General features: G+C 56.6%; 18 protein-coding genes. 9 read left to right on the top strand and 9 right to left on the bottom strand.

Annotated elements, in window-relative coordinates; translation table 11 throughout:
- Positions 1 to 6 precede the first annotated feature (6 nt).
- The 3 genes from rimI to AB1598_07465 form a co-directional block, all read right to left on the bottom strand.
- Positions 7 to 468 (bottom strand): ribosomal protein S18-alanine N-acetyltransferase, encoded by a 462-nt coding sequence (rimI, locus tag AB1598_07475; GenBank protein MEW6144845.1) that lies wholly within the window; start codon positions 466 to 468, stop codon positions 7 to 9.
- Positions 469 to 588: 120 nt separating this feature from the next.
- Positions 589 to 2,724: a methylmalonyl-CoA mutase gene (gene scpA / locus AB1598_07470; protein ID MEW6144844.1), complete on the bottom strand. Its 2,136-nt coding sequence runs from the start codon at positions 2,722 to 2,724 to the stop codon at positions 589 to 591.
- 22 nt (positions 2,725 to 2,746) lie between these two features.
- Positions 2,747 to 4,792, bottom strand: a complete 2,046-nt coding sequence (locus AB1598_07465) for a methylmalonyl-CoA mutase family protein (protein MEW6144843.1) — start codon at positions 4,790 to 4,792, stop codon at positions 2,747 to 2,749.
- A gap of 236 nt (positions 4,793 to 5,028) precedes the next feature.
- Here AB1598_07465 and AB1598_07460 point away from each other — a divergent pair, with 236 nt between their 5' ends.
- From AB1598_07460 to AB1598_07445, 4 genes are all read left to right on the top strand, one after another.
- Positions 5,029 to 7,215: a cytochrome c/FTR1 family iron permease gene (locus AB1598_07460; protein ID MEW6144842.1), complete on the top strand. Its 2,187-nt coding sequence runs from the start codon at positions 5,029 to 5,031 to the stop codon at positions 7,213 to 7,215.
- Between the two features lie 66 nt (positions 7,216 to 7,281).
- Entirely contained in the window at positions 7,282 to 7,956 is a 675-nt protein-coding gene (gene queC / locus AB1598_07455) for a 7-cyano-7-deazaguanine synthase QueC (GenBank protein MEW6144841.1), read from the top strand.
- Entirely contained in the window at positions 7,953 to 8,594 is a 642-nt protein-coding gene (locus tag AB1598_07450) for a radical SAM protein (GenBank protein MEW6144840.1), read from the top strand. Before queC ends, AB1598_07450 begins: the two co-directional genes overlap by 4 nt.
- A 112-nt stretch (positions 8,595 to 8,706) precedes the next feature.
- Positions 8,707 to 9,570 (top strand): class I SAM-dependent methyltransferase, encoded by an 864-nt coding sequence (locus AB1598_07445; GenBank protein MEW6144839.1) that lies wholly within the window; start codon positions 8,707 to 8,709, stop codon positions 9,568 to 9,570.
- Between the two features lie 81 nt (positions 9,571 to 9,651).
- Here AB1598_07445 and AB1598_07440 read toward each other — a convergent pair whose 3' ends face one another.
- From AB1598_07440 to rplM, 3 genes are read right to left on the bottom strand one after another with little or no spacing between them, the layout of a single operon-like run.
- Positions 9,652 to 10,956, bottom strand: a complete 1,305-nt coding sequence (locus AB1598_07440) for an inositol-3-phosphate synthase (protein MEW6144838.1) — start codon at positions 10,954 to 10,956, stop codon at positions 9,652 to 9,654.
- Positions 10,957 to 11,012: 56 nt separating this feature from the next.
- On the bottom strand, positions 11,013 to 11,405 hold the full coding sequence (gene rpsI, locus AB1598_07435) for a 30S ribosomal protein S9 (GenBank protein MEW6144837.1): 393 nt from the start codon (positions 11,403 to 11,405) through the stop codon (positions 11,013 to 11,015).
- Positions 11,406 to 11,414: 9 nt separating this feature from the next.
- Positions 11,415 to 11,846: a 50S ribosomal protein L13 gene (rplM, locus tag AB1598_07430; GenBank protein ID MEW6144836.1), complete on the bottom strand. Its 432-nt coding sequence runs from the start codon at positions 11,844 to 11,846 to the stop codon at positions 11,415 to 11,417.
- Positions 11,847 to 11,989: 143 nt separating this feature from the next.
- On the opposite strand from rplM, the gene AB1598_07425 reads away from it, so the two are divergent.
- From AB1598_07425 to AB1598_07410, 4 genes are all read left to right on the top strand, one after another.
- Positions 11,990 to 13,486, top strand: a complete 1,497-nt coding sequence (locus AB1598_07425; GenBank protein MEW6144835.1) for an FAD-linked oxidase C-terminal domain-containing protein — start codon at positions 11,990 to 11,992, stop codon at positions 13,484 to 13,486.
- Between the two features lie 49 nt (positions 13,487 to 13,535).
- Positions 13,536 to 14,867, top strand: a complete 1,332-nt coding sequence (locus tag AB1598_07420) for an FAD-binding oxidoreductase (protein ID MEW6144834.1) — start codon at positions 13,536 to 13,538, stop codon at positions 14,865 to 14,867.
- A gap of 93 nt (positions 14,868 to 14,960) precedes the next feature.
- A complete protein-coding gene (locus AB1598_07415; GenBank protein ID MEW6144833.1) occupies positions 14,961 to 15,725 on the top strand; it encodes a DUF3891 family protein in 765 nt (254 codons plus the stop codon).
- Between the two features lie 9 nt (positions 15,726 to 15,734).
- Positions 15,735 to 17,042: a heterodisulfide reductase-related iron-sulfur binding cluster gene (locus AB1598_07410; GenBank protein ID MEW6144832.1), complete on the top strand. Its 1,308-nt coding sequence runs from the start codon at positions 15,735 to 15,737 to the stop codon at positions 17,040 to 17,042.
- A gap of 12 nt (positions 17,043 to 17,054) precedes the next feature.
- Here AB1598_07410 and AB1598_07405 read toward each other — a convergent pair whose 3' ends face one another.
- Positions 17,055 to 17,546, bottom strand: coding sequence for a hypothetical protein (locus tag AB1598_07405; GenBank protein ID MEW6144831.1), 492 nt, complete (start codon positions 17,544 to 17,546; stop codon positions 17,055 to 17,057).
- A gap of 142 nt (positions 17,547 to 17,688) precedes the next feature.
- Here AB1598_07405 and AB1598_07400 point away from each other — a divergent pair, with 142 nt between their 5' ends.
- Complete coding sequence (locus AB1598_07400; GenBank protein ID MEW6144830.1) at positions 17,689 to 18,258, top strand: hypothetical protein; 570 nt, start codon at positions 17,689 to 17,691, stop codon at positions 18,256 to 18,258.
- Positions 18,259 to 18,273: 15 nt separating this feature from the next.
- On the opposite strand, the gene AB1598_07395 is transcribed toward AB1598_07400, so the two are convergent.
- Complete coding sequence (locus AB1598_07395) at positions 18,274 to 18,873, bottom strand: DUF1461 domain-containing protein (GenBank protein ID MEW6144829.1); 600 nt, start codon at positions 18,871 to 18,873, stop codon at positions 18,274 to 18,276.
- An 8-nt stretch (positions 18,874 to 18,881) separates the two neighbouring features.
- Entirely contained in the window at positions 18,882 to 20,102 is a 1,221-nt protein-coding gene (gene nhaA, locus AB1598_07390; protein ID MEW6144828.1) for a Na+/H+ antiporter NhaA, read from the bottom strand.
- Positions 20,103 to 20,144 lie beyond the last annotated feature (42 nt).

The following is a 20,144-nucleotide window of genomic DNA, read 5'->3' as shown; positions in this document are numbered from 1 at the left end:
GTCACACTACGCGGGCTTGATCTCGTACATCATAACGTAAGCGTCTTCCCCGGTGTCCGAATAGTATTTCCTTCTCGTATGTATGGTCTTGAATCCCATCTTCTCGTAGAGGTTCCTGGCCCTGGTGTTGGAGACCCTCACCTCGAGTATGGCGTATTTAAGCCCGTTCCCGGCTGAATGCGCCATGCAGTCCCTTAACAGCCTCTCGCCTAATCCCATGTTCCTGAAGTCCGGGTGCACGGCAATATTGAGTATATGCACCTCGTCGTATATGGTCCACGTCACTATGTATCCGACCACCATCCCTCCATACCTGATCACCCTGTTGTACGACCTCTGCGATCTGAGCTCTCGCTCGAAGACCCTTCTCGGCCAGGGCGTCGGGAAGCTTACGTTCTCGATCGATACAATGCCGTCGAGGTCTTCAGGCGTTATCATGCCGATCTCGTATTTGGGCGCGTCTTCCATGTTTATATTTTTTCAGGTTCGGTCAGGTATGTCCACAGATTTTTTGCTCTCGTAAGCATTCCTAGGGAGCGTGTATGCGTATGCCCGGCGCTCGGGAGACGGAGACTGTTTTCATCGCATTTACGTTTGGCCGGCGCCGCCGTGTTTGGCGATCAGCATTTCGAGGAGACCCTGGGCCGCTTTCGATATGACCGTGCCCGGCCCGAATACGGCGGTAACGCCCGCGTCGTAGAGGAATTCGTAGTCCTGCTTCGGTATCACTCCGCCCGCGACGACCATAATGTCTCCCCGCCCCATATCATTTAATTCCTTTATAAGCTCGGGGATGAGCGTCTTGTGTCCCGCGGCGAGGCTCGATACGCCTATTATATGCACGTCGTTCTCCACAGCCTGGCGCGCGGCTTCCCTCGGGGTCTGGAACAGCGCTCCGATGTCGACGTCGAACCCCATGTCGGCGAAGCTCGTGGCGATGACCTTCGCCCCCCTGTCGTGCCCGTCCTGCCCCATCTTGGCTACCATTATCCTGGGCCTCCTGCCTTCGAGCCGGGCGAACTCGTCAGCCATATCCCTCGCTTTCTTGAACCCTCTGTCCTCCGACATCTCTCCCGAATATACCCCCGATATCGTGCGTATCACGGCCTTATAACGTCCGAACACCCTCTCGCACGCGTCCGATATCTCGCCTAGCGTCGCGCGCCTCCTCGCCGCCTCGACGCTCAATTCAAGGAGGTTCCCCTCGCCCGTCCTCGCGCATTCCGTAATCGCGTCCAGCGCCGCCCTCACCGCGTCGTTGTTCCTCGCCTTCTTCAACTTCTTAAGCCGCTCTACCTGCGCCGCCCTGACTGCCGTGTTATCGACCTCGAGTATTTCGATCTCGGCCTCTTCATCAGGCGCGTATCTGTTCACGCCGACTATCGTGTCCTGGCCCGAGTCTATCCTCGCCTGCTTCCTGGCGGCGGCTTCTTCTATCCTCATCTTGGGAAGGCCGGTCTCTATCGCCTTCGCCATTCCGCCCAGCTTCTCCACTTCCTCTATCAGCGCCCAGGCGCGGCGGGATATCCTGTCAGTCAGGTATTCAACATAATAAGAGCCTGCCCAGGGGTCAATAGACCTGCATATGTTCGTCTCCTGCTCGAGGTAAATCTGGGTGTTACGCGCTATGCGCGCGGAGAAATCGGTCGGGAGCGCTATCGCCTCGTCGAGCGCGTTCGTGTGGAGCGACTGGGTGCCTCCGAGCACTGCGGCGAGCGCCTCGACGCACGTCCTCACCGCGTTATTGAATGGGTCCTGTTCCGTTAAGCTCCAGCCCGAAGTCTGGCAGTGCGTTCTCAAGGCCATAGATTTTGGGTTTTTGGGACCGAATCTTTTTATTAACTTCGCCCAGAGCATCCTCGCCGCCCTCATCTTGGCGATCTCCATGAAATGGTTCATGCCTATGCCCCAGAAGAACGAGATCCTGGGCGCAAAGTCATCTATGTTGAGCCCGGCGTTTATTCCCGTCCTCACGTATTCGAGACCGTCGGCGAGCGTGTACGCTAGCTCTATGTCCGAGGACGCTCCCGCTTCTTCCATGTGGTAGCCGCTCACGCTTATCGAGTTGAATTTCGGCATGCGCTCGGCCGTGTATTTGAATATGTCGGCGACTATCCTCATTGACGGCCCCGGCGGGTATATGTACGTGTTCCTCACCATGAATTCCTTGAGGATGTCGTTCTGTATCGTGCCGCTCAGGTCCTCCGGGCGCACTCCCTGCTCCTCTGCAGTCACGATGTAGAAAGCCAGCACGGGCAGCACCGCTCCGTTCATTGTCATCGAGACCGATATATCGTCGAGCGGTATATGGTTAAACAGTATCTTCATGTCGAGGATGGAATCAATGGCGACCCCGGCCTTTCCGACGTCTCCCACGACCCTCTCGTGGTCGGAGTCGTAGCCCCTGTGAGTGGGGAGGTCGAACGCCACCGAAAGCCCTTTCTGACCCGCGGCCAGGTTCCTTCTGTAAAACGCGTTCGATTCCTCGGCCGTCGAGAAGCCGGCGTACTGCCTTATCGTCCACGGCCGCGTCACGTACATCGACGGATAAGGGCCGCGGAGGTACGGGGGCAGGCCAGCCGCATAGCGGAGGTGCTCCATTCCGAGGAGGTCTTCTTTCGTGTAGGAAGGGTGGACCCGGATGTCTTCAGGAGTCATCCATTCCGCCGCCTGGGCTGTTATCGCGGCTCCGGGTTTCCCCGGTCTCCCGCTTTTGTAATCTATCCTTGAAAAATCGGGTCTCAATTCAGTCTCCCTCTCCCTCGTTTCTTATGCCCGCTATCTCTTGATACTTTCTCAGGGTCTCGAGCGCGTTCGAGCGGGCGTGTATGAAATCACTTATGCCTGCAGCCCTGAGCTCTTCGATGTGCTCCCTGGGGTTCCCGGCGATCAGCATCCGTATCCCGGGATTTTTTTCTCTCAGCTTACTGCATATTTCAGGTGCAAGCTCCGTGTATTCCCTGTCTGAGCTGCAGACGACTACTATCTTCGCCCTGCTCTTGAGAGCGGCCCTCACGCCGTCGTCTATTGTGCTGAAGCCGGGGTTGTCCAGAATTTTGAACCCCGCGCAGCCGAAGAAGTTCGCTGAGAACGCGGCCCTCGCGTTACGCATGGACGGGTTCCCTATAGGCAGTAAAAATACCGCGGGGGTCATGCCCGTTTCTTTTTTATGTTTCAGGGCCGCGAGCCGCAGCTCCTCGAAAGGCTCGGCTCCCCTGTAAGGGCGGAGGGGCTCTATTCCCGCGTCCGCGGGTCCGGGCTTATTGTGCAGAATGTCCCCGAGGCACGATCCTTTCTCTTCGAGGTGTTCGATGTATTCTTTGATCGACGGCGCGCCCGTGAATTTTCCGCTTCCCGTTCTGAGCTGTTTTTTGGGAGTTATGGCGCCTCTCTTTTTAGGGCCCTTTTCACCGAGGTCGGGGTACTGGTTCGTGCCCAGGAGTATCGCCTTTCCCGATGCGATGTCGCGGTCTCTTTCGTTCCTGGTTTTTTGTATCTCTTCCTGTATGAATCCTGACTTGAGCGCATCGACAAGCCCGCCCATACTTTCGACCTTCCTGAACAGCTCCCACGCGGAGCTGGCTAGCGCGTCGGTGAGCCTCTCGACGTAATAAGAGCCTCCCGAGGGGTCGGTCACGCGGTCGAGGCAGGATTCGTGCTTGAGTATGAGCTGCGTGTTCCGGGCGAGCCTGCGCGTGAACTCGTCAGGCCTCTCGTAAACGGAATCGAGAGGGAGCACGCTGAGGGACTCGCACCCGCCTATGGCGGCGGCCATGGCCTCGACCGTCCCCCTCAGCATATTGACGCATGGGTCGAAGACGGTCATGTTCCACGAGGACGTCACCGCCCTTACGCTCATTTTTTCGGCTGACTCTTTCCGGGCGCCGTACGCTTCGACTATAAACGCCCATAGCATCCTCGCCGCGCGGAGCTTAGCTATCTCCATGAAGTAATTAGAACCTATCGAGAACGAGAAGCTCATGTGAGGCGTAATGCGGTCGACGCTCAAATCGAGCGACGTGAGGCGGTCGAGATACTCGACGCCCGAAGCGAGCGTGAATGCCAGATCCTGCGTGGCCGACGCGCCCGAATCGTGGAAGTGATGCCCGGACACCTCGATCGCCCGGTAAGCCGGCATGTTGTTGTCGAGATAGGATATGACTGATCTCAGCTCCTCGAACGTCCCGCGCTCGTCTCCGGGGAAAGAGCCGCTCAAGGCGAGGAGCTTCAAAGGGTCAGCATCAACCGAGCCCGCGAGCAGTTTGATGTCGAGGCCGCGCTTCCCGGCTTCCAGTATGTAGAGCGATAATATCTCGGCTGAGGCGATACCGCACTTGAAATGCACGGGCACGTCCGCGACCGGTACGTCTTTTAGAAGCGCGGCCATGTCCCGCGAGCTTTGAACAGGGATGCCCGATATGTATCCGTGCGAGGCCTCGCAGACGAACGTGAGCGATTGAGCGCCCCCCGAGAGGCTCCTTAGCGCGAGCCTGTTGGCCTCTTTAACGCTGCCCGAGATTATGTATTCGTTTATCTTCCAGACGTTGCCGCCCGTTTCGTTCCCGCGGGCGTAGGGGAACGCGCCCGGATACTGCCCGGTAAGGTAGTCGAGGTCGCCGAGGTCCTCTTCCGTATAGAACGGACGCACGGTAAAGCCTTCGTAAGGCTTCCAGTCGAGCTTCCCAATGTCCCCGCCGTGGAGGTCCTTTACTATCTCGGCTTTCCAGCCGGATGCCGTCACCTCGGGGAACTCTTCAAACAAATTTTCACTGAAGCTGATTTTGTCTTTCATTTGACAAGTCCGGACCTTCTAAAGATGATCGTATTTTCGCAAGCTCCTATAAAATAACCTAATAATAATAAATAAATCTCGATTTCATGCAAATGAGCGTCTTGACAGCATTTCAGCGTATGATAGCCTCAAGGGTCTTATAATTTGATATTCATATTCATTTTCTATCCAGTGGTTTACGGTATACTACATTTAATTATCTCTATTTCTGCCAGGAGGCTCTTTTAATTCTCGATATGCCGATGCTGAAGAAGGTCTTAACGTTTTCCATTCTGCTGTGCTCATTACTGTTCCTCCTTGCGAAGCCGTCCTATTCCTCGAATGACGCCAACCGCATATTGTCCCTCGTCGACTACATTGGCGGGGATTACGTGAATGCGGTAAAGGACGGGCGGGTGATAAATACTGCTGAATACAACGAGATGCTCGAGTTCTCGTCAGGCGTCGAGGCTCTATTCCTGACCATGAAATCGGAAGGCGGCGACAAGGCGGGAATCGAATCCGACCTCGATATATTAAGCGGACTCATTAAAAATAAAGCGCCCGCCGGCGAAGTGGAGTCGCTATCTAAGACGATCAAGGGGAAGATAATCGAGGCTTACGATATAGTCCCCCATCCGGGCGAAGCCCCTTCCTACGCGTCAGGCAAAGATATATTCGAAAGCACATGCGCTCAATGTCACGGCGCTCACGGCGCAGGGGACGGCCCGCTCGCGCCGGGGCTTGACCCCGCGCCGGCCAACTTTACAAACCCTGAAGTCTCGCTCGGTTTATCGCCGTTCAAGGTCTACAACACCATGACATTCGGAATAGAGGGGACGGGCATGCCGTCCTTCCCCGGTCTGTCCGATCAGGAGAAATGGGACGCCGCATTCTATGTGCTCGCGCTCGGATATAACGAGAAAGATGTCGCGGAGGGGAGCAAACTGGCGTCTAAGCTCCCGGACGGTATAAAGGACTACAAGGCGCTCGCAACGCTCTCGAACGGAGAGATCAATGATAGGCTCGGCAGCTTATTAAACAATTCCGATGAAGAGACCGCGGCGCTCGCATACCTGAGAGAGGGCGTCATGGAGAAGGCTGTCGGTGAAGGTTCGCCTCTCCTTACGGCGGGCTCGCTTCTCGACGAATCGACGAAGCTGTATAAAGACGGCAGAACCGACGAGGCGTATACGAAGGCCCTCGATGCGTACCTCGAAGGCTTCGAGCAGGCGGAGGCCCAACTCAGGGTCAGGGACGAGAAGCTCACGGCCGCGATCGAAGCCGAATTCGCCGACTTCAGGAACTCGATAAAGGCGGGAAAGCCCGCGGCCCGGGTGGAGGAGCTCAACACTAAAATTCAGGCGAGCTTACTGGCCGCGCAGGGAGTCCTGGACAACGGCAAGCAGTCGAGCAACATACTTTCCTTTCTCAATTCCTTTTCCATTATCGTGAGGGAGGGTCTCGAAGCGATACTGATAATAGCCGCGATAATCGCGTTCATGGGGGCTACAGGGGCGAAGAAGCAGATCAAATACGTACATTACGGATGGATACTGGCCCTCGCGGCCGGCATACTGACGTGGCTCCTGGCAAGGACCGTTATCTCCATAAGCGGCGCACAGAGAGAGGTCATCGAAGGCGTCACGTCCCTCGTCGCGGCGGCTGTGCTTTTTTACGTGAGCTACTGGCTTATTTCCAAGATCGAGGTGCGCGTATGGAAGCAGTACATACAGGGGAAGGTCGAGAAGGCCCTCTCCAAGGGGAGCGTTATCGCGCTCGCGAGCGTGTCGTTCTTCGCGGTGTACAGGGAGGCGTTCGAAACGGTGCTCTTCTATCAGGCGCTCTGGTTCCAGTCCGAGAAGTCCCAGGCTGCCATACTGTGGGGTTTGGTGGCGGGGGCGCTTCTCCTCATCGTTTTGTTCTACGTGATATTCAAGCTTGCCTTGAGGATCCCGCTCAAATACTTATTCTCCGTGACGAGCATGTTCCTCTACCTCCTTTCATTCATCCTGCTCGGCAAGGGTATAAACGAGCTCCAGGAGGCGGGCATAGTGGGCGCGACTCCAGCCGGTTTCATTCCGCATATAGACATACTGGGCCTTTATCCGACTCTCGAAACCGCGCTCCCTCAGGCGCTCCTGCTCGCGGCATTCGTTTTCGCCCTCGTATGGCTCGAGTACGTGAAGAGGGAGAGGGAGAAGAACGAGATCGCGGTGAGCGTGGCACGCATCGCAGAGGACATGAAGTCGATGCACTCGGCCTTCGACCATATCAAGGGGCACATAATCGAATGGAGGAAGTGCGAGGACATCGACCTCGAAGCCGAAGACCTCGATAGGAGAATACAGGACGTCATAAGCCACGTCGACGAGCTCGAGAGCAAGGTCGGCGATTTCTACACAGTCGTCACGAAGAATAACCAGCCGGTGAAGCCACACTGATTCCTTTCCCTTACGCGCAGGCGGCCTTTCTTGTCCCCTTATACTTATGCATATAGTATTAATACGATGAATAAAAAGGCGGTCATCATTTTGTCCGGCGGCATCGACAGCACGACCCTCGTTTACAGCTCGATCGAGCAGGGTTACACGGTCGAATGTCTCACTATCCTTTACGGACAGAGGCACGGGAGGGAGGCCGATTCCGCGCGCAGGGTGACTGAAGCCCTGGGCGTGCCTCACAGAATTGTCGACCTCTCCCCGCTCGGCCAGGTCCTCTCGGGCTCAGCGCTCACCGACGGCAGGATCGACGTGCCCGAGGTCCCTGAAACGGCGGAGCATTACGATACGCTCAAAGCGACAATAGTCCCCAACAGGAACGCCATCTTTCTCTCTATCGCCGTCGGATATGCCGTCAGCATACGCGCCGACAACGTCTTCTTCGGCGCTCATTACTCGGACAGGGGCGTCTACCCCGACTGCCGGGAGGAGTTCGTCGAGGCTTTTCAGGCCTCCGAAAGGCTCGCGACCGGTGAGCCGGACCTGAATATCCTCGCCCCCTTCGTCGGCATGGAAAAGGCGGATATAGTGAGGCTCGGCGACAGGCTCGGAGTGCCCTTCGGCGAGACATGGAGCTGCTACAAGGGTGGGAGCGTCCACTGCGGGGTATGCAGCTCCTGCAGGGAGAGGAAAAGGGCTTTTCTCGAAGCAGGGGTCCCCGACCCCACGGTATATGAGAGATGAACGTAAGCGAGATCTTTTATTCGATCCAGGGCGAGGGCGTGGAGATAGGTCTTCCCACGGTATTTGTCAGGCTCTTCGCCTGCGACCTCCGCTGCTCGTGGTGCGATACTATGTACGCGGTCGAGGGGAGGGATTTCAGGAAAATGACAGTCGGCGAGGTCCTGACGGAGATACACGGCCACGGATGCAAAAGGGTCTGCATTACGGGAGGTGAGCCCCTCATTCAGAAGGACGAGGCCGGGGAGCTCGCGGAAAATCTAATAAACGAAGGGTATAAGATCGTGCTCGAGACGAGCGGGCACAAGATGCCCCCGCCCGTATTCTGGACCGATAACTGCGTAATAAGCATGGACTGCAAGTGTCCCGGCTCCGGCATGGAGGACAAGATGGACTTCGGGCTCTTTAAGGAGCTCCGCCCCCGGGACCAGCTCAAGTTCGTGATAGCGGACGAGGCCGATTACGAGTACGCGAAGGGGGTGCTGGCTTCGCATCCCGTTAAGGCGAACGTCATTTTCCAGCCCGCGGGAGGGCAGGGGCTCGGCTGGCTCTCGGAGAAGGTCATGGCCGACGGGCTCGGCGGGGTCAGGGTGCTGCCCCAGCTGCACAAGATTATCTGGGGGGACAGGAGAGGTGTATAATAAAACCGGGCGCGCCGCCCGGCTTTTTTGTTTTTGCGGACAATCATGTTATACTCCGCTTTTACTTTTAAGACTAAACTACATGGGGTGAGAGTTGATACAGAGGTTAATAATGGACGAGATCAGGGAAAAATACGACTATGAGCCGTTTGCCGACACCGAGGAGTACAGGGAGGTGAACGAGGCCTGCATACACGGCTGGGTCGAGATAATGCGCCGTAAGGGCGTGAGCGGGATCGAGGCGATCCTGGACGTAGCAACGGGCGCGGGGACGATGGTGCAGATAGTTTTCGACCAGCTGCCCGCTAGCTGGAAAAAGGCTGCGGTAATGTGCCTCGACCAGTCGGCGGAGGCGCTCAGGCTCGCCCAGTCGAAGCTCGAAAAGACGGTCGAAAAGTTGAAGATGGTTCATTCTTCCGTCGAGGACATGGACATACCCGACGCGAGCATAGACGTGGCCGTATGGGGGAACGGAATACACTACCTTTCCGAGCACGAGCAGCTCGACAGCGTGAAGAGGATAAAAAAGGCGCTCAAGCCGGGCGGCCTCTTTTTCTTCAACACCGCCTTCTACGAGGAGGCGAGGCCTGCCGAGACGCTCGCTTTCTACCGCACGCAGGTCAAAAACGCGGTTCAGTATCTCAGGGATCGCGGTATAAGCAGGCAGAAGGACGATTCCAGGACGGAGGCTTCGAAATTCCTCCCGAGATCCTATTACGAGCAGATGGTCAAGGAAGCGGGTTTCAAGCTCGTCGAGGTCAAGGAATACGCAGTAGACATGAAGAGAGAGGCCTGGGAATACATAAGCTCCTTCCAGCAGTACGCGGCAGGGGCCCTGAGGGGATACCCGGTCGACGCCGCGGTAGAGGCCATGAAGGAGGCCGTTCAGCCCGCACTTGAGCAGCACGGGCACAGGGACGCCGAGGGGAACCTCTACATCACGCGCAAATGGCTCGCCATAAGCACGGAGGCCTGATATCAGCATGGGATCCCCATCCCGCGATAAAAAGCCCGAATCTTCTCCCGCAATCAGTGTTCAGTGCGAATCCCGGCCGGATTACATCAGGTTGTAGTAATCGAGTCCCAGGTGGGTGATGAGCTCTTCGCCCTTCATATATCTGAGCGTGTTCTTGAGCTTCATGAGCTGTATGAAGAGGTCATGCTCGGGATAGAGCCCCTTTCCGTACATCGGGCTCTTGAAGTAGAAGGATAGCCACTCCTGTATTCCGTCGAATCCGGCCCTTTTAGCCAAGTCCAGGAACAGCACCAGGTCGAGCACTATGGGCGCCGCGAGTATGCTGTCCCTGCAGAGGAAGTTGACCTTTATCTGCATCGGGTATCCGAGCCATCCGAAAATGTCTATGTTGTCCCAGGCTTCCTTGGCGTCTCCCCTCGGCGGGTAGTAGTTGATCCTCACCTTGTGATAGTAATTCGAGTATAGGTCCGGGTGGAGGTCGGGCTGGAACATGTATTCGAGGACGCCTAACTTGCTTTCTTCCTTGGTCTTGAACGAATAGGGGTCATCTAACACTTCGCCGTCCCTGTTCCCGAGTATGTTCGTCGAAAACCAGCCGTGGAGCCCTATCATCCTGCTCTTGAGTCCGGGGGCGAGGATCGTTTTCATGAGCGTCTGACCCGTCTTGAAGTCTTTGCCCGCGATCGGGACTTTCTTTTTCCCGGCGAAGTCCGTGAGCGCCGGAACGTCGACCGACAGGTTGGGAGCGCCGTTCGCATAGGGCACGCCGCACTGAAGCGCGGCGTAGGCGTAGATCATGCTCGGCGGTATGTCCGGGTGGTTTTCTCTCAATCCCTTCTCGAACGAAGCCATGGTCGCGTGGACCGCGGAAGGCTTTATGAATACCTCCGTGCTCCCGCACCACACCATGACGAGCCGCGATACGCCGCTTTCCTTCTTGAACCGCTTTATGTCCTCGATGATCTGCCCGGCGAGGTCCATCTTTGTCTTGCCGGTTTTCAGGTGTTTTCCGTTGAGGTTCTTTACGTATTTCCTGCTGAATACCGCGGGCATCGGCTTTAGTTTCTCGAGCGTGTCTTTTAATTCCTCGACCAGGTTCTTTTCGAGTACGCCCGCCTTTAAAGCGGCTTCGTAGCAGTTATCCGGGAATATGTCCCATCCCGCGAATACCAGGTCGCCGAGATCGGCGAGAGGAATGAATTCCTTGATGAGCGGGGATTTCTTCTCTGTCCTCTTCCCGAGCCTTATCCTTCCGAGCTGCGTGAGAGAGCCTATGGGTTTCCCGAGCCCCCTTTTAATGGCCTCGACGCCCGCGATGAACGTGGTGCTAACCGCTCCGCCTATGCCGGGGATGAGAACGCCGAGCTTTCCCTCGGGCTTGGAGATTTTCTTTCCTTTCTTTGAAGCGGGTTTCTTTTTCCCGGTATCAGGCAAAGTAAATTTTACCTCTTTGAGAACTGCTGTCCGCGTCTGGCTTTCTTGAGTCCGTACTTCTTACGCTCGACCATTCTCGGGTCCCTGCTGAGCTGGCCCGCCGATTTGAGCGGCTTCTTGTTGGCCTCGTCGGCCTTGAGCAGCGCCCTCGCGATGCCGTGCCTGACCGCTCCCGCCTGGCCTGTCAGGCCTCCGCCCTTTACGTCGACGACGACGTTGTATTTCCCCTTCGTCTGCGTGGTCGCGAGCGGCTCGAGCGCATGCACCATCCAGTATTCGCGCGGGAAGTACTCTTCCGGCTGGCGGTCGTTTATGGTGATCTTGCCGTCTCCCGATCTCAGCCAGACCCGGGCAATAGATGTTTTTCTTCTTCCGGTTCCGTAGTAATTGACTTCAGCCATTGTTGTCTGCTATACCTCCAGGGTCTCGGGCTTCTGCGGCGAATGCGGGTGCTCGTTCCCGGTGTAGATCTTGAGTCTCGTTATGAGCTTTTTCTGCCACCTGTTCTTAGGCAGCATGCCCCAGACAGCTTTTTTCAGTAATTCTTCGGGTTTCTTCCCGGCCAGATCGTCCGCGGGGATCGACTTTATCCCTCCCGGGTGCCCGGTGTGCCAGTAATATTTCTTATTTTCCCACTTTTTGCCCGTGAACTTGAGCTTATCGGCGTTAACGACTATTACGAAATCTCCGATGTCCGCGTGAGGGGTGAACTGCGGCTTCTCCTTGCCTCTCAGTATACTGGCTATCTTCGAAGAAAGCCTCCCGACCGTTTTGCCTTCCCCGTCGATCAGGAACCATTTTTTATCGAAATCTCCGCTTCTTGCCATGTAAGTCTTCATTATTATATGCCTCTAACTATTAGAGTTAAGCAAATCAATGTACCGTCTATATAAGGAATGTCAAGCATTCCGCCCGATCACGCGGAAATATCGGTAGATTGGTCTGGACGCCGGGCGGTGATATAATGATTCTCCTGTGAATGATTATGCACGCACCAGCATCTGAAGCCAAGCTGAGATCACCCGGCTGGAAAAAGGATTTCGGAGAGAGGCTCACGCGCATCCTCGGGCCTGACGGCGTCATATACGCGGACGACGAGCTCATAGCGTACGACTGCGACGCGCTTACGGGCTACAGGGTGAAGCCTCTTTTCGTCGTCCTGCCGAGGACATCAGGCGAGGTGTCGCTTGTGATGAAGATGTGTTATGACGAGGACGTCCCGTACGTGCCGAGGGGGGCGGGGACGGGGCTCTCGGGCGGGGCTCTGCCTGCCGAAGAAGGCATCGTGATATCGCTTTCCCGCATGAACAGAATAATAGAAGTGGACATCCCGAACGAGCGCGTGGTCGCGGAGCCGGGCGTGACGAACCTTTCCGTTACGAACGCTGTGAGCGCTTACGGGTATTATTACGCCCCCGACCCTTCGAGCCAGATAGTCTGCACGATAGGCGGGAACGTCGCCGAGAACTCGGGCGGAGTCCACTGCCTTAAATACGGAGTGACCACGAACCACGTGCTTGGGCTCGAGGTGATCCTTCCGGACGGCGAGATAATAGAGATCGGGGGAAAGACCCTCGACCGTCCCGGCTACGACCTTACGGGGCTCATGGTGGGCTCGGAAGGGCTTCTGGGGATCGTCACGAGGGTCACGCTGAGGATAGTGAAGAAGCCCGAGACCGTGAAGACTCTCTTCGCGTCCTTCGACAGGATCGAAGAAGCCGGGGCTTCGGTGTCTGGCATAACGGCGAGGGGTGTGATACCCGCCGGGATGGAGATAATGGACAATCTCTGCATACGCTCGGTCGAGGAAGCCGTTCACGCCGGATACCCAGTTGAAGCGGGCTCCATACTGCTCGTCGAGCTCGACGGCCCCGCAGCCGAGGTCGAGGCCCAGATGCCTGTTGTCGAAGAGGTGCTGAGGGAGAATAACGCGCTCGAGATAAGGATCGCCAGGGACGCGCGGGAAAGGGACCTCTTCTGGAAGGGGCGCAAGAACGCCTTCCCGGCCATGGGCAGAGTGAGCTCCGATTACTACGTCCAGGACGGCGTCATACCGAGGAGCAGGCTCGCGGAAGTGCTGGGAAGGATTGGGGAGCTCAGCAGGGAGTACGACCTCAGGGTGGGGAACGTTTTTCATGCGGGCGACGGAAACCTCCACCCGCTCGTGCTTTATGATTCGACGAAAGAGGGGGAGTCGGAGAGGGCGCTCGAGCTCGCGGGCAGGATACTCGGCGTGTGCGTGGAATCGGGCGGGAGCATCACGGGGGAGCACGGAGTAGGGAACGATAAGAAGAGGTTCCTCTCCCTCATGTTCGACGAGAACGACCTCGAGACTATGAACCTCGTGAGGTGTGCGTTCGACGAGAAGGGACTATGCAACCCCGGAAAGGTATTCCCCACGCCCAGGACATGCGTAGAGCAGGGTATGAAGCCTTATGCCGAGCACCCTCTCCAGAAGGCTGGTCTCGGAGAGATGTACTGAACTGCATAGATTCGGTGAACAAATACAAGATGAGAAAACTATCCCGCACATGGTAGAGCTGTCTTCAATAAAGGAGTTGAGGAGCATAGTCGGTGAAGAAAACGCAGTCGAGGACCCGCAGCTCCTTGAATCGTCAGCCATAGACGGCGTCAAGCCCGGGATCGTGCTTTTCCCGGAAAATATAGAGCAAATTTCAGAAATCATGAAAACGGCCTCTCGCGTCTCGGCCTCCGTAATACCCATGGGCTCGGGGACGAAACGCGGGATCGGGAATAAGCCCCTCGGCGCCGATATAGTGCTGTCCACAAAAAAACTCGACCGCGTCAAAGAGCACGAATCCGCGGACCTCGTGGCTACGGCCGAATGCGGCATTACGTTAAGCGCGCTCAATTCCCGGCTTGGCGCGAGGAACCAGTTCCTTCCGGTCGATCCCCCGCACGTAAACGACGGGGCGACAGTGGGCGGCGTCATCGCCTCAAACGACAGCGGCCCGATGAGGCTCCGGTACGGGACCGCGAGGGAGCTCCTGATCGGGATGAAAGTGGTGCGCGCGGACGGGAGCGTCTTTAAAGGCGGATCGAAGGTGGTGAAGAACGTAGCCGGGTACGACATGCCCAAGCTCTTCGTCGGCTCGCTCGGCACGCTTGGCATAATAGCGGAGGCGACTTTCAGGCTCTACCCTGTACCTGAATCGTCCAAGACGTATGTCGCAGGGTTTAAATCCCTCGACGAGGCGCACGGCGCGGTCAGGTCTCTCATTAACTCCAACCTCGTGATAAACGCGCTAGAGCAGATGGATCCGGGGCTCTCGGGAAGCATAGAGGAAAGGCTGGGTATGGGTTTGGGCAGAAACATATACGCCCTCGCCGTAAGGATTATGAACGTCACGCAGGCGGTAGAGGATCAGATTAAAACCGTAATGGAAGTTTCACGGAGGAACGGCGGAGAAGGGGTCGTTATAGAGGGCGGAGACGAAGAGGCTTTCTGGAATGAGGTCAGGGAATTTCCCTGGAGGTCTTTGGACGGAGCTTCCGCAGTGCTCAAAGCCGGCGTGCTCATATCGGACGTGACGCGTATGTTCCTCATGCTCGAAGAATTATCGGACAAGTACGGCGTCCGCGCGCATGCGTCCGCGAGGGCGGCCAACGGGGTCGTGATCGTATCGGTCAAAGGGGATAGCGAGCCTGTCCTCAGCTCCGTGAAGGAGTTGAGGGAATTTTCCGAATCAGCCGGAGGGAGTCTCGTCGTCAGGGAAGCGTCCCCTGAAATAAAGGCCGCCGTCTCCGTCTGGGGTGATATAGGCTCGCCGCTCGGCCTGATGAAGAGGATAAAATCGGGCTTCGATCCGGGGAACATACTCAATCCTGGCAGGCTTTTCTGACATAGAACCGGATTCAAGTATCTTGCGCTCAGCTCCCTGCTTGGTTAGCCTATTCCCGCTTTCTGCATCTATGATTTCTGTCCCGGAGACGTGATGATCCGAAGAGACGACGCCCACGGATGGATCCTTGTCACACAGTATGACCACGCTGTCCTTGCAGGAAACCTTATGGAGCGCTGGGGGAACGAAACCTTCTCTTCTCCCCGCCCGCGCGGAGAGGTGCTCTTCGCGGCGAGAGAGCACGACTGCGGGTGGAAGGAATGGGACTCGGCGCCCAGGATAAATCCCGAAAACGGTTATCCGGCCAATTTCATGGAGATGGAATCCTCAGACCAGACGGATATCTGGAGGAGGTCCTTCGAATCTCATGCGGAAGAGCATCCGTACGCTTCCGCCCTCATCGCGCTCCATTTCGCGAGGTTCAACCGGAAGCTGCTCTCCAGAGACCCCTCCGACCGATACGCGAAAACGCTCGAGAGCGAGATATACAGGTTCGTCTCCGGAAAGCTCGGTATCGATGCCTCCGGACCTCAGAACCTAACGCGTGAAGTAAAGGTCAACCTCAGGCTCCTCCAGGTGGGCGACATCATTTCCCTCGCCCTCTGCCACGGGTGGGAGTCCATGGAGATCCCGGACGTCCCCGTCGATTACGGGGGTAATTCTCTGAGCCTCGTCCTCAAATCGCACAACGGATTCGACTTCACGCTGTCGCCGTATCCCTTCTCTGAGGCCCCTCTGGGTTTACGCGTAGAGGCGCGGAAGCTTGCGGGGAAAATCTACGCGGACGACGGAGACCTGAGGAAGTCGCTCGCGAGCGCGCCCTTCACGACCCTTGATTTCACAATAATAAAAGGCTAAACATTTAGTATGCGGGAGAGATCGTACGACACTTTCGACGAGACCGACAGGCCGAGCGCCCGGATAATAGATGACTGCGTCCACTGCGGCTTCTGTCTCTCCGCGTGCCCCACGTATCAGGAGACCGGAAACGAGCTCGACTCCCCGAGAGGAAGGATATATCTCATGAAGTCAGCCTCCGAGGGGAAGATTCCTATGGGAGGATCTCTCGTCAGGCACCTGGACATGTGCCTCGGCTGCCTCGCCTGCGAGCCGGCATGTCCGTCGGGAGTGCGTTACGGGAGACTCATAGAGGCGGGAAGGTCGCAGATCGAAAGGCGTTACGAGAGACCCTTCCCGGAGAAGCTCCGAAGGTCTTTCATTTTTAAACTGTTTCCATTCCCCGGGAGGTTAAAACTCCTCCTGCCATTTTTCTATCTCTATCGGAAGCTCGGGATAAAGAGTCTCGTCGAGTCCTCGGGACTGCTCAGGGCGGTATCCCCGGGCCTCGCGAGCATGGAGGAGATGCTGCCCGACGTGGATTCGCCATCGGTACCGCGCGCGCTCCCCGATATTACGCACGCGAGAGGAAAGAAGCGTTTCCGCGTTGCGCTCCTTACGGGATGCGTGCAGAGCGTTTTCTTCTCGAAGACGAACGAAGCGACGGTCAGAGTGCTGGCGGAGAACGGGTGCGAGGTGGTGATCCCGAGGGATCAGGGGTGCTGCGGCGCGCTTTCAGTTCACTCGGGGAGACTACATGAGGGGAGGGAGTTCGCGAGGTTCCTTGTAAGGAGCTTCGAGAGAATCGACGCCGACGTAGTAATCGTAAATTCCGCGGGCTGCGGCTCGACCATGAAAGAATACGGGGAGCTTCTGGAAGACGACCCGGCATTCTCGGAGCGCGCCCGGAAACTGAGCGGGAAAACAAGGGACGTCATGGAGTTCCTCGGCGACATAGGCCTTGCCGGCGATCTGAAACCGCTTCCTCTCAGGATCACGTATCAGGACGCATGTCACCTGGGACACGCGCAGAGGATCAAGGATCAGCCGAGGAGCGTGCTCGGGCAGATACCCGGCATCCAGTTCACGGAGCTTCCCGAGTCCGAGCTATGCTGCGGGAGCGCGGGCATTTACAACATGGTCGAGCCCGAGATGTCGGGCAGGCTTCTCGAGCGTAAGATAAGGCATCTGAAAGAGACGGGCGCCGACTGCCTCGTCGCCGGGAATCCGGGCTGCCTGCTCCAGATAAGAAAGGGCATCAAGCGGCACGGCTTAGGCATCAAAACGGCCCACCCGGTCGAGCTCTTGGACTGGTCTTACCGAGGCGTCCCGAAATAATCATTTCCGTCATCACCACTCTATCCCCCGGCTCCTGATCTCATCTAACACCGCTCCCAGGGGCTTATCCTCCGACACCCAGTAGTTCCCGCTCATGTCCGGCTTGAACACGGGATTAGTGATCCTGCATACCTTCAGCACCTTTTCGCAGTCGAGGGTCTCCATAGAGCTCTGTCCCGTTTTCATGCAGGTCAATTCGAAGTCGGGGATATTCACTGTGAAAGCCGACCAGTTTCCGGGGTTGATGTCGGACGTCCATCCGGCGCTCGCCCCGGGGTCTTTGACGGGGTGCGTGATCCAGTAATCGCTCTCCGATTTGTTGTTCAGGAGATAGAGGCTCTGCGAGGACTGACCCTCGGTATTAAGAATTACGCCGTCGCCCCTGTACTCGAACCCGGCCCCGGTGCAGTTTTCCGGGAAAACGCCGCTTTCGTTGCCGGCCTTGCAATTGAGAAACGAAATTAATATCAAGAACAAGCAGATGTGCGACGCTCCCGGTCTCATATTATCTCCCCCGCGTTTGACTATTTATCCAAAGTTTACTCTAAAGTTTTGTGCTTAGTATGAATTTCTTCGATGGCATAGGCAAAATCTGTCGGTTATCATATCTAGTATATAAATAAACCTGTTTTCGAGGATGGACGGTATGAAACGCCTCCCTGTGGTGATCAGCACACTCTTTATCTTTATACTCATTGCGTGCAACGACGTTGAAGACTTTTTCCGCGGCCCTGTCGACCCTCTCATAGACCGGGAAGTCGTCGAATCGCAGGACTACGACCTTACCACTCCTTTTTACGGAATGCAGGTGGCGATAGATCCCGGCGTGAACGCGGGCGATCAGCACGTGCTCGACCTCCTCGATAACAGGGCGGAGGAATTCCTCAACTGCCAGTTCGGTGACTCTCAGATAGGGTTCGAGGACTTCCCGCTCGACGGCACCGTCGTTCCCCCGCTCTCGGAGCTCAGAGTTTATGTCGTGCCGAACCGTTTCGAGTGCGAGGCGGTCGACCGCAGCGTGTGCGGCGGCATCTACTTCTTCGATATCGACGCGATAGTGATCTCCGAAGGCGGCTTCGAGGGGTGCGGTGAGTTCTCGGTCTGGAAGCACGAGCTCGCCCACAGGTACGGCTTGAATGCCGACCACAGCAACCAGTCGGACTTCGACGCCTGCTCCAAGCCCCAGTCGTGCGACCCCGGCAACATATTCGATTGACCGGACGGACAGGGATCAGGTCTTCTTGGAGCCCTTGCGCAATGAAAGCCAGATTGCGGCGTTCACCGCGACTGAAACAAGAACTATAAGCGCGACCGTGTATTTGAAGAACTGTCTCGGCATTATATAAAAGGACAGGTCATACCTGTTGTTTATCCAGAGATTGTTCCTGAAGAGCAGAGGGTGGAAAACGTCCCTCCAGAACGTCGTGAAAAAAGGGAGCACGATCAGAAGCGAGAGTATGATCGCTGCGTTGATTAAAGCGAATCGCCCTATCTTCTTCCTGTCGTAGGTGAGTGCGAGCAGTACGACAGCAGCAATGCCGATTATGAGCATCTTGTCGAACATCCCCCGCACTTCCGTTAAGTGAGTTTTCTCCTTCGTTGTGTAGAAATGGTCGAGTCCCCCATGGTGTCTGAAGAACGCGGAGAGTTCTTCCATTCCCCTGTACGCGTTATCGTAACCGATTATTCCGCAACGTTCGTGCCATTCGCAGTTGAGCTTCATCCACTGAGGGAAGTAAAAAGTTAGAGCCATCGGGATATAGAACGTCAGATAAAAAAGGGAGACGAAAAGGAGCAAACCTTTGACGCGGTCGATCGCTGTTTTTCGCAAGAGTCGTTTCACTCCGTGTGCTCTTTATTGATTGCCTGTCCGGTCTCCCTGCCGAGCGCGTACCTAAGCAGCAAATATCCGGCGACGGCCGACAGGAACGACCCCGCGAGTATGCCGAGCCTCGCGGAGATGCCCTCGCCCGACGCTCCGGGGTCGAAAGCGAGAGTGCTTATGAAGAGGCTCATCGTGAAACCTATCCCGCACAGCACGGACGTCGCGTAGAGAGAGAGCCACGTCGCGCCTTCGGGCAGGGCTGCCAGTCCTAGCTTGATACAAAGCTTAGCGAAGCCGAACACTCCGAGCTGTTTTCCCAGGAAAAGCCCGAGAGCTATGCCCACCGGTATCGGCTCGAGGAGGGAGCCCAGGCTCATCCCTTCGAGCGACACGCCGGCATTTGCAAAGGCGAACACAGGCATTATGCCGTAAGCCACCCAGGGGTGGAGCGTATGCTCGAGCTCCCGGAGCGGGCAGGGCTCGTCGTCCTTGGTCCTCAGCGGTATCGCGAACGCGAGCACCACTCCCGCGAGAGTAGCGTGCACGCCCGATTTGAGGACGCATATCCAGAGTACTACCCCCACTATGACGTAAGCAGCGATCCTTTTCACGCCTTTCAGGTTCATCACCGCGAGCGCCGCGATAGCTATCCCCGCCACTGCGAGCGAGACGAGGGAGAGCTTCCCGGAATAAAAAATTGCGATTATCAATATTGCGCCGAGGTCGTCTATTATCGCGAGTGTCATCAGGAAGAGCTTGAGCGAGATTGGTACACTCGAGCCCAGCAGGGTCATTATGCCGAGAGCGAACGCGATATCGGTCGCCGCGGGTATCGCCCAGCCGTTGAGCCCTCCCGGATAATTGAAGTTGAAGAATACGTATATGAGCGCGGGTACGATCATGCCCCCGACAGCGGCGATGCCGGGAAGGGCGATCTGTGATAAGCTCGACAGCTGCCCGTCCATCACCTCGCGCTTTATCTCGAGTCCGACTAAGAGAAAGAATACGGCCATGAGACCGTCGTTGATCCAGAGGAGCAGAGGCTTCGCCAATTGAAGCGCTCCCACCCTGATCTCGACCGGCGTATCCAGAAAAAGGTCGTAGAGGCTCGAAAGCGGCGAGTTGCTCAGTATGAGGGCGAGCACGGCGGCGCCCACGAGAATTATTCCGCTCGCGGATTCAAGCTTCAGGAATTCACGGATTGCATTTACGGCGCGTCCTGGGATGACTGCCATTGGGGATCGGTCCTTGCCGTGGCTTAAAGAGTATACGTAAGC

The organism is Thermodesulfobacteriota bacterium (assembly GCA_040754335.1).
Classification (GTDB): domain Bacteria; phylum Desulfobacterota_D; class UBA1144; order Nemesobacterales; family UBA2774; genus 2-12-FULL-53-21.
The sequence above is the reverse complement of the archived record's forward strand: the minus strand, read 5'-3'. Positions and strand labels throughout refer to the sequence as shown.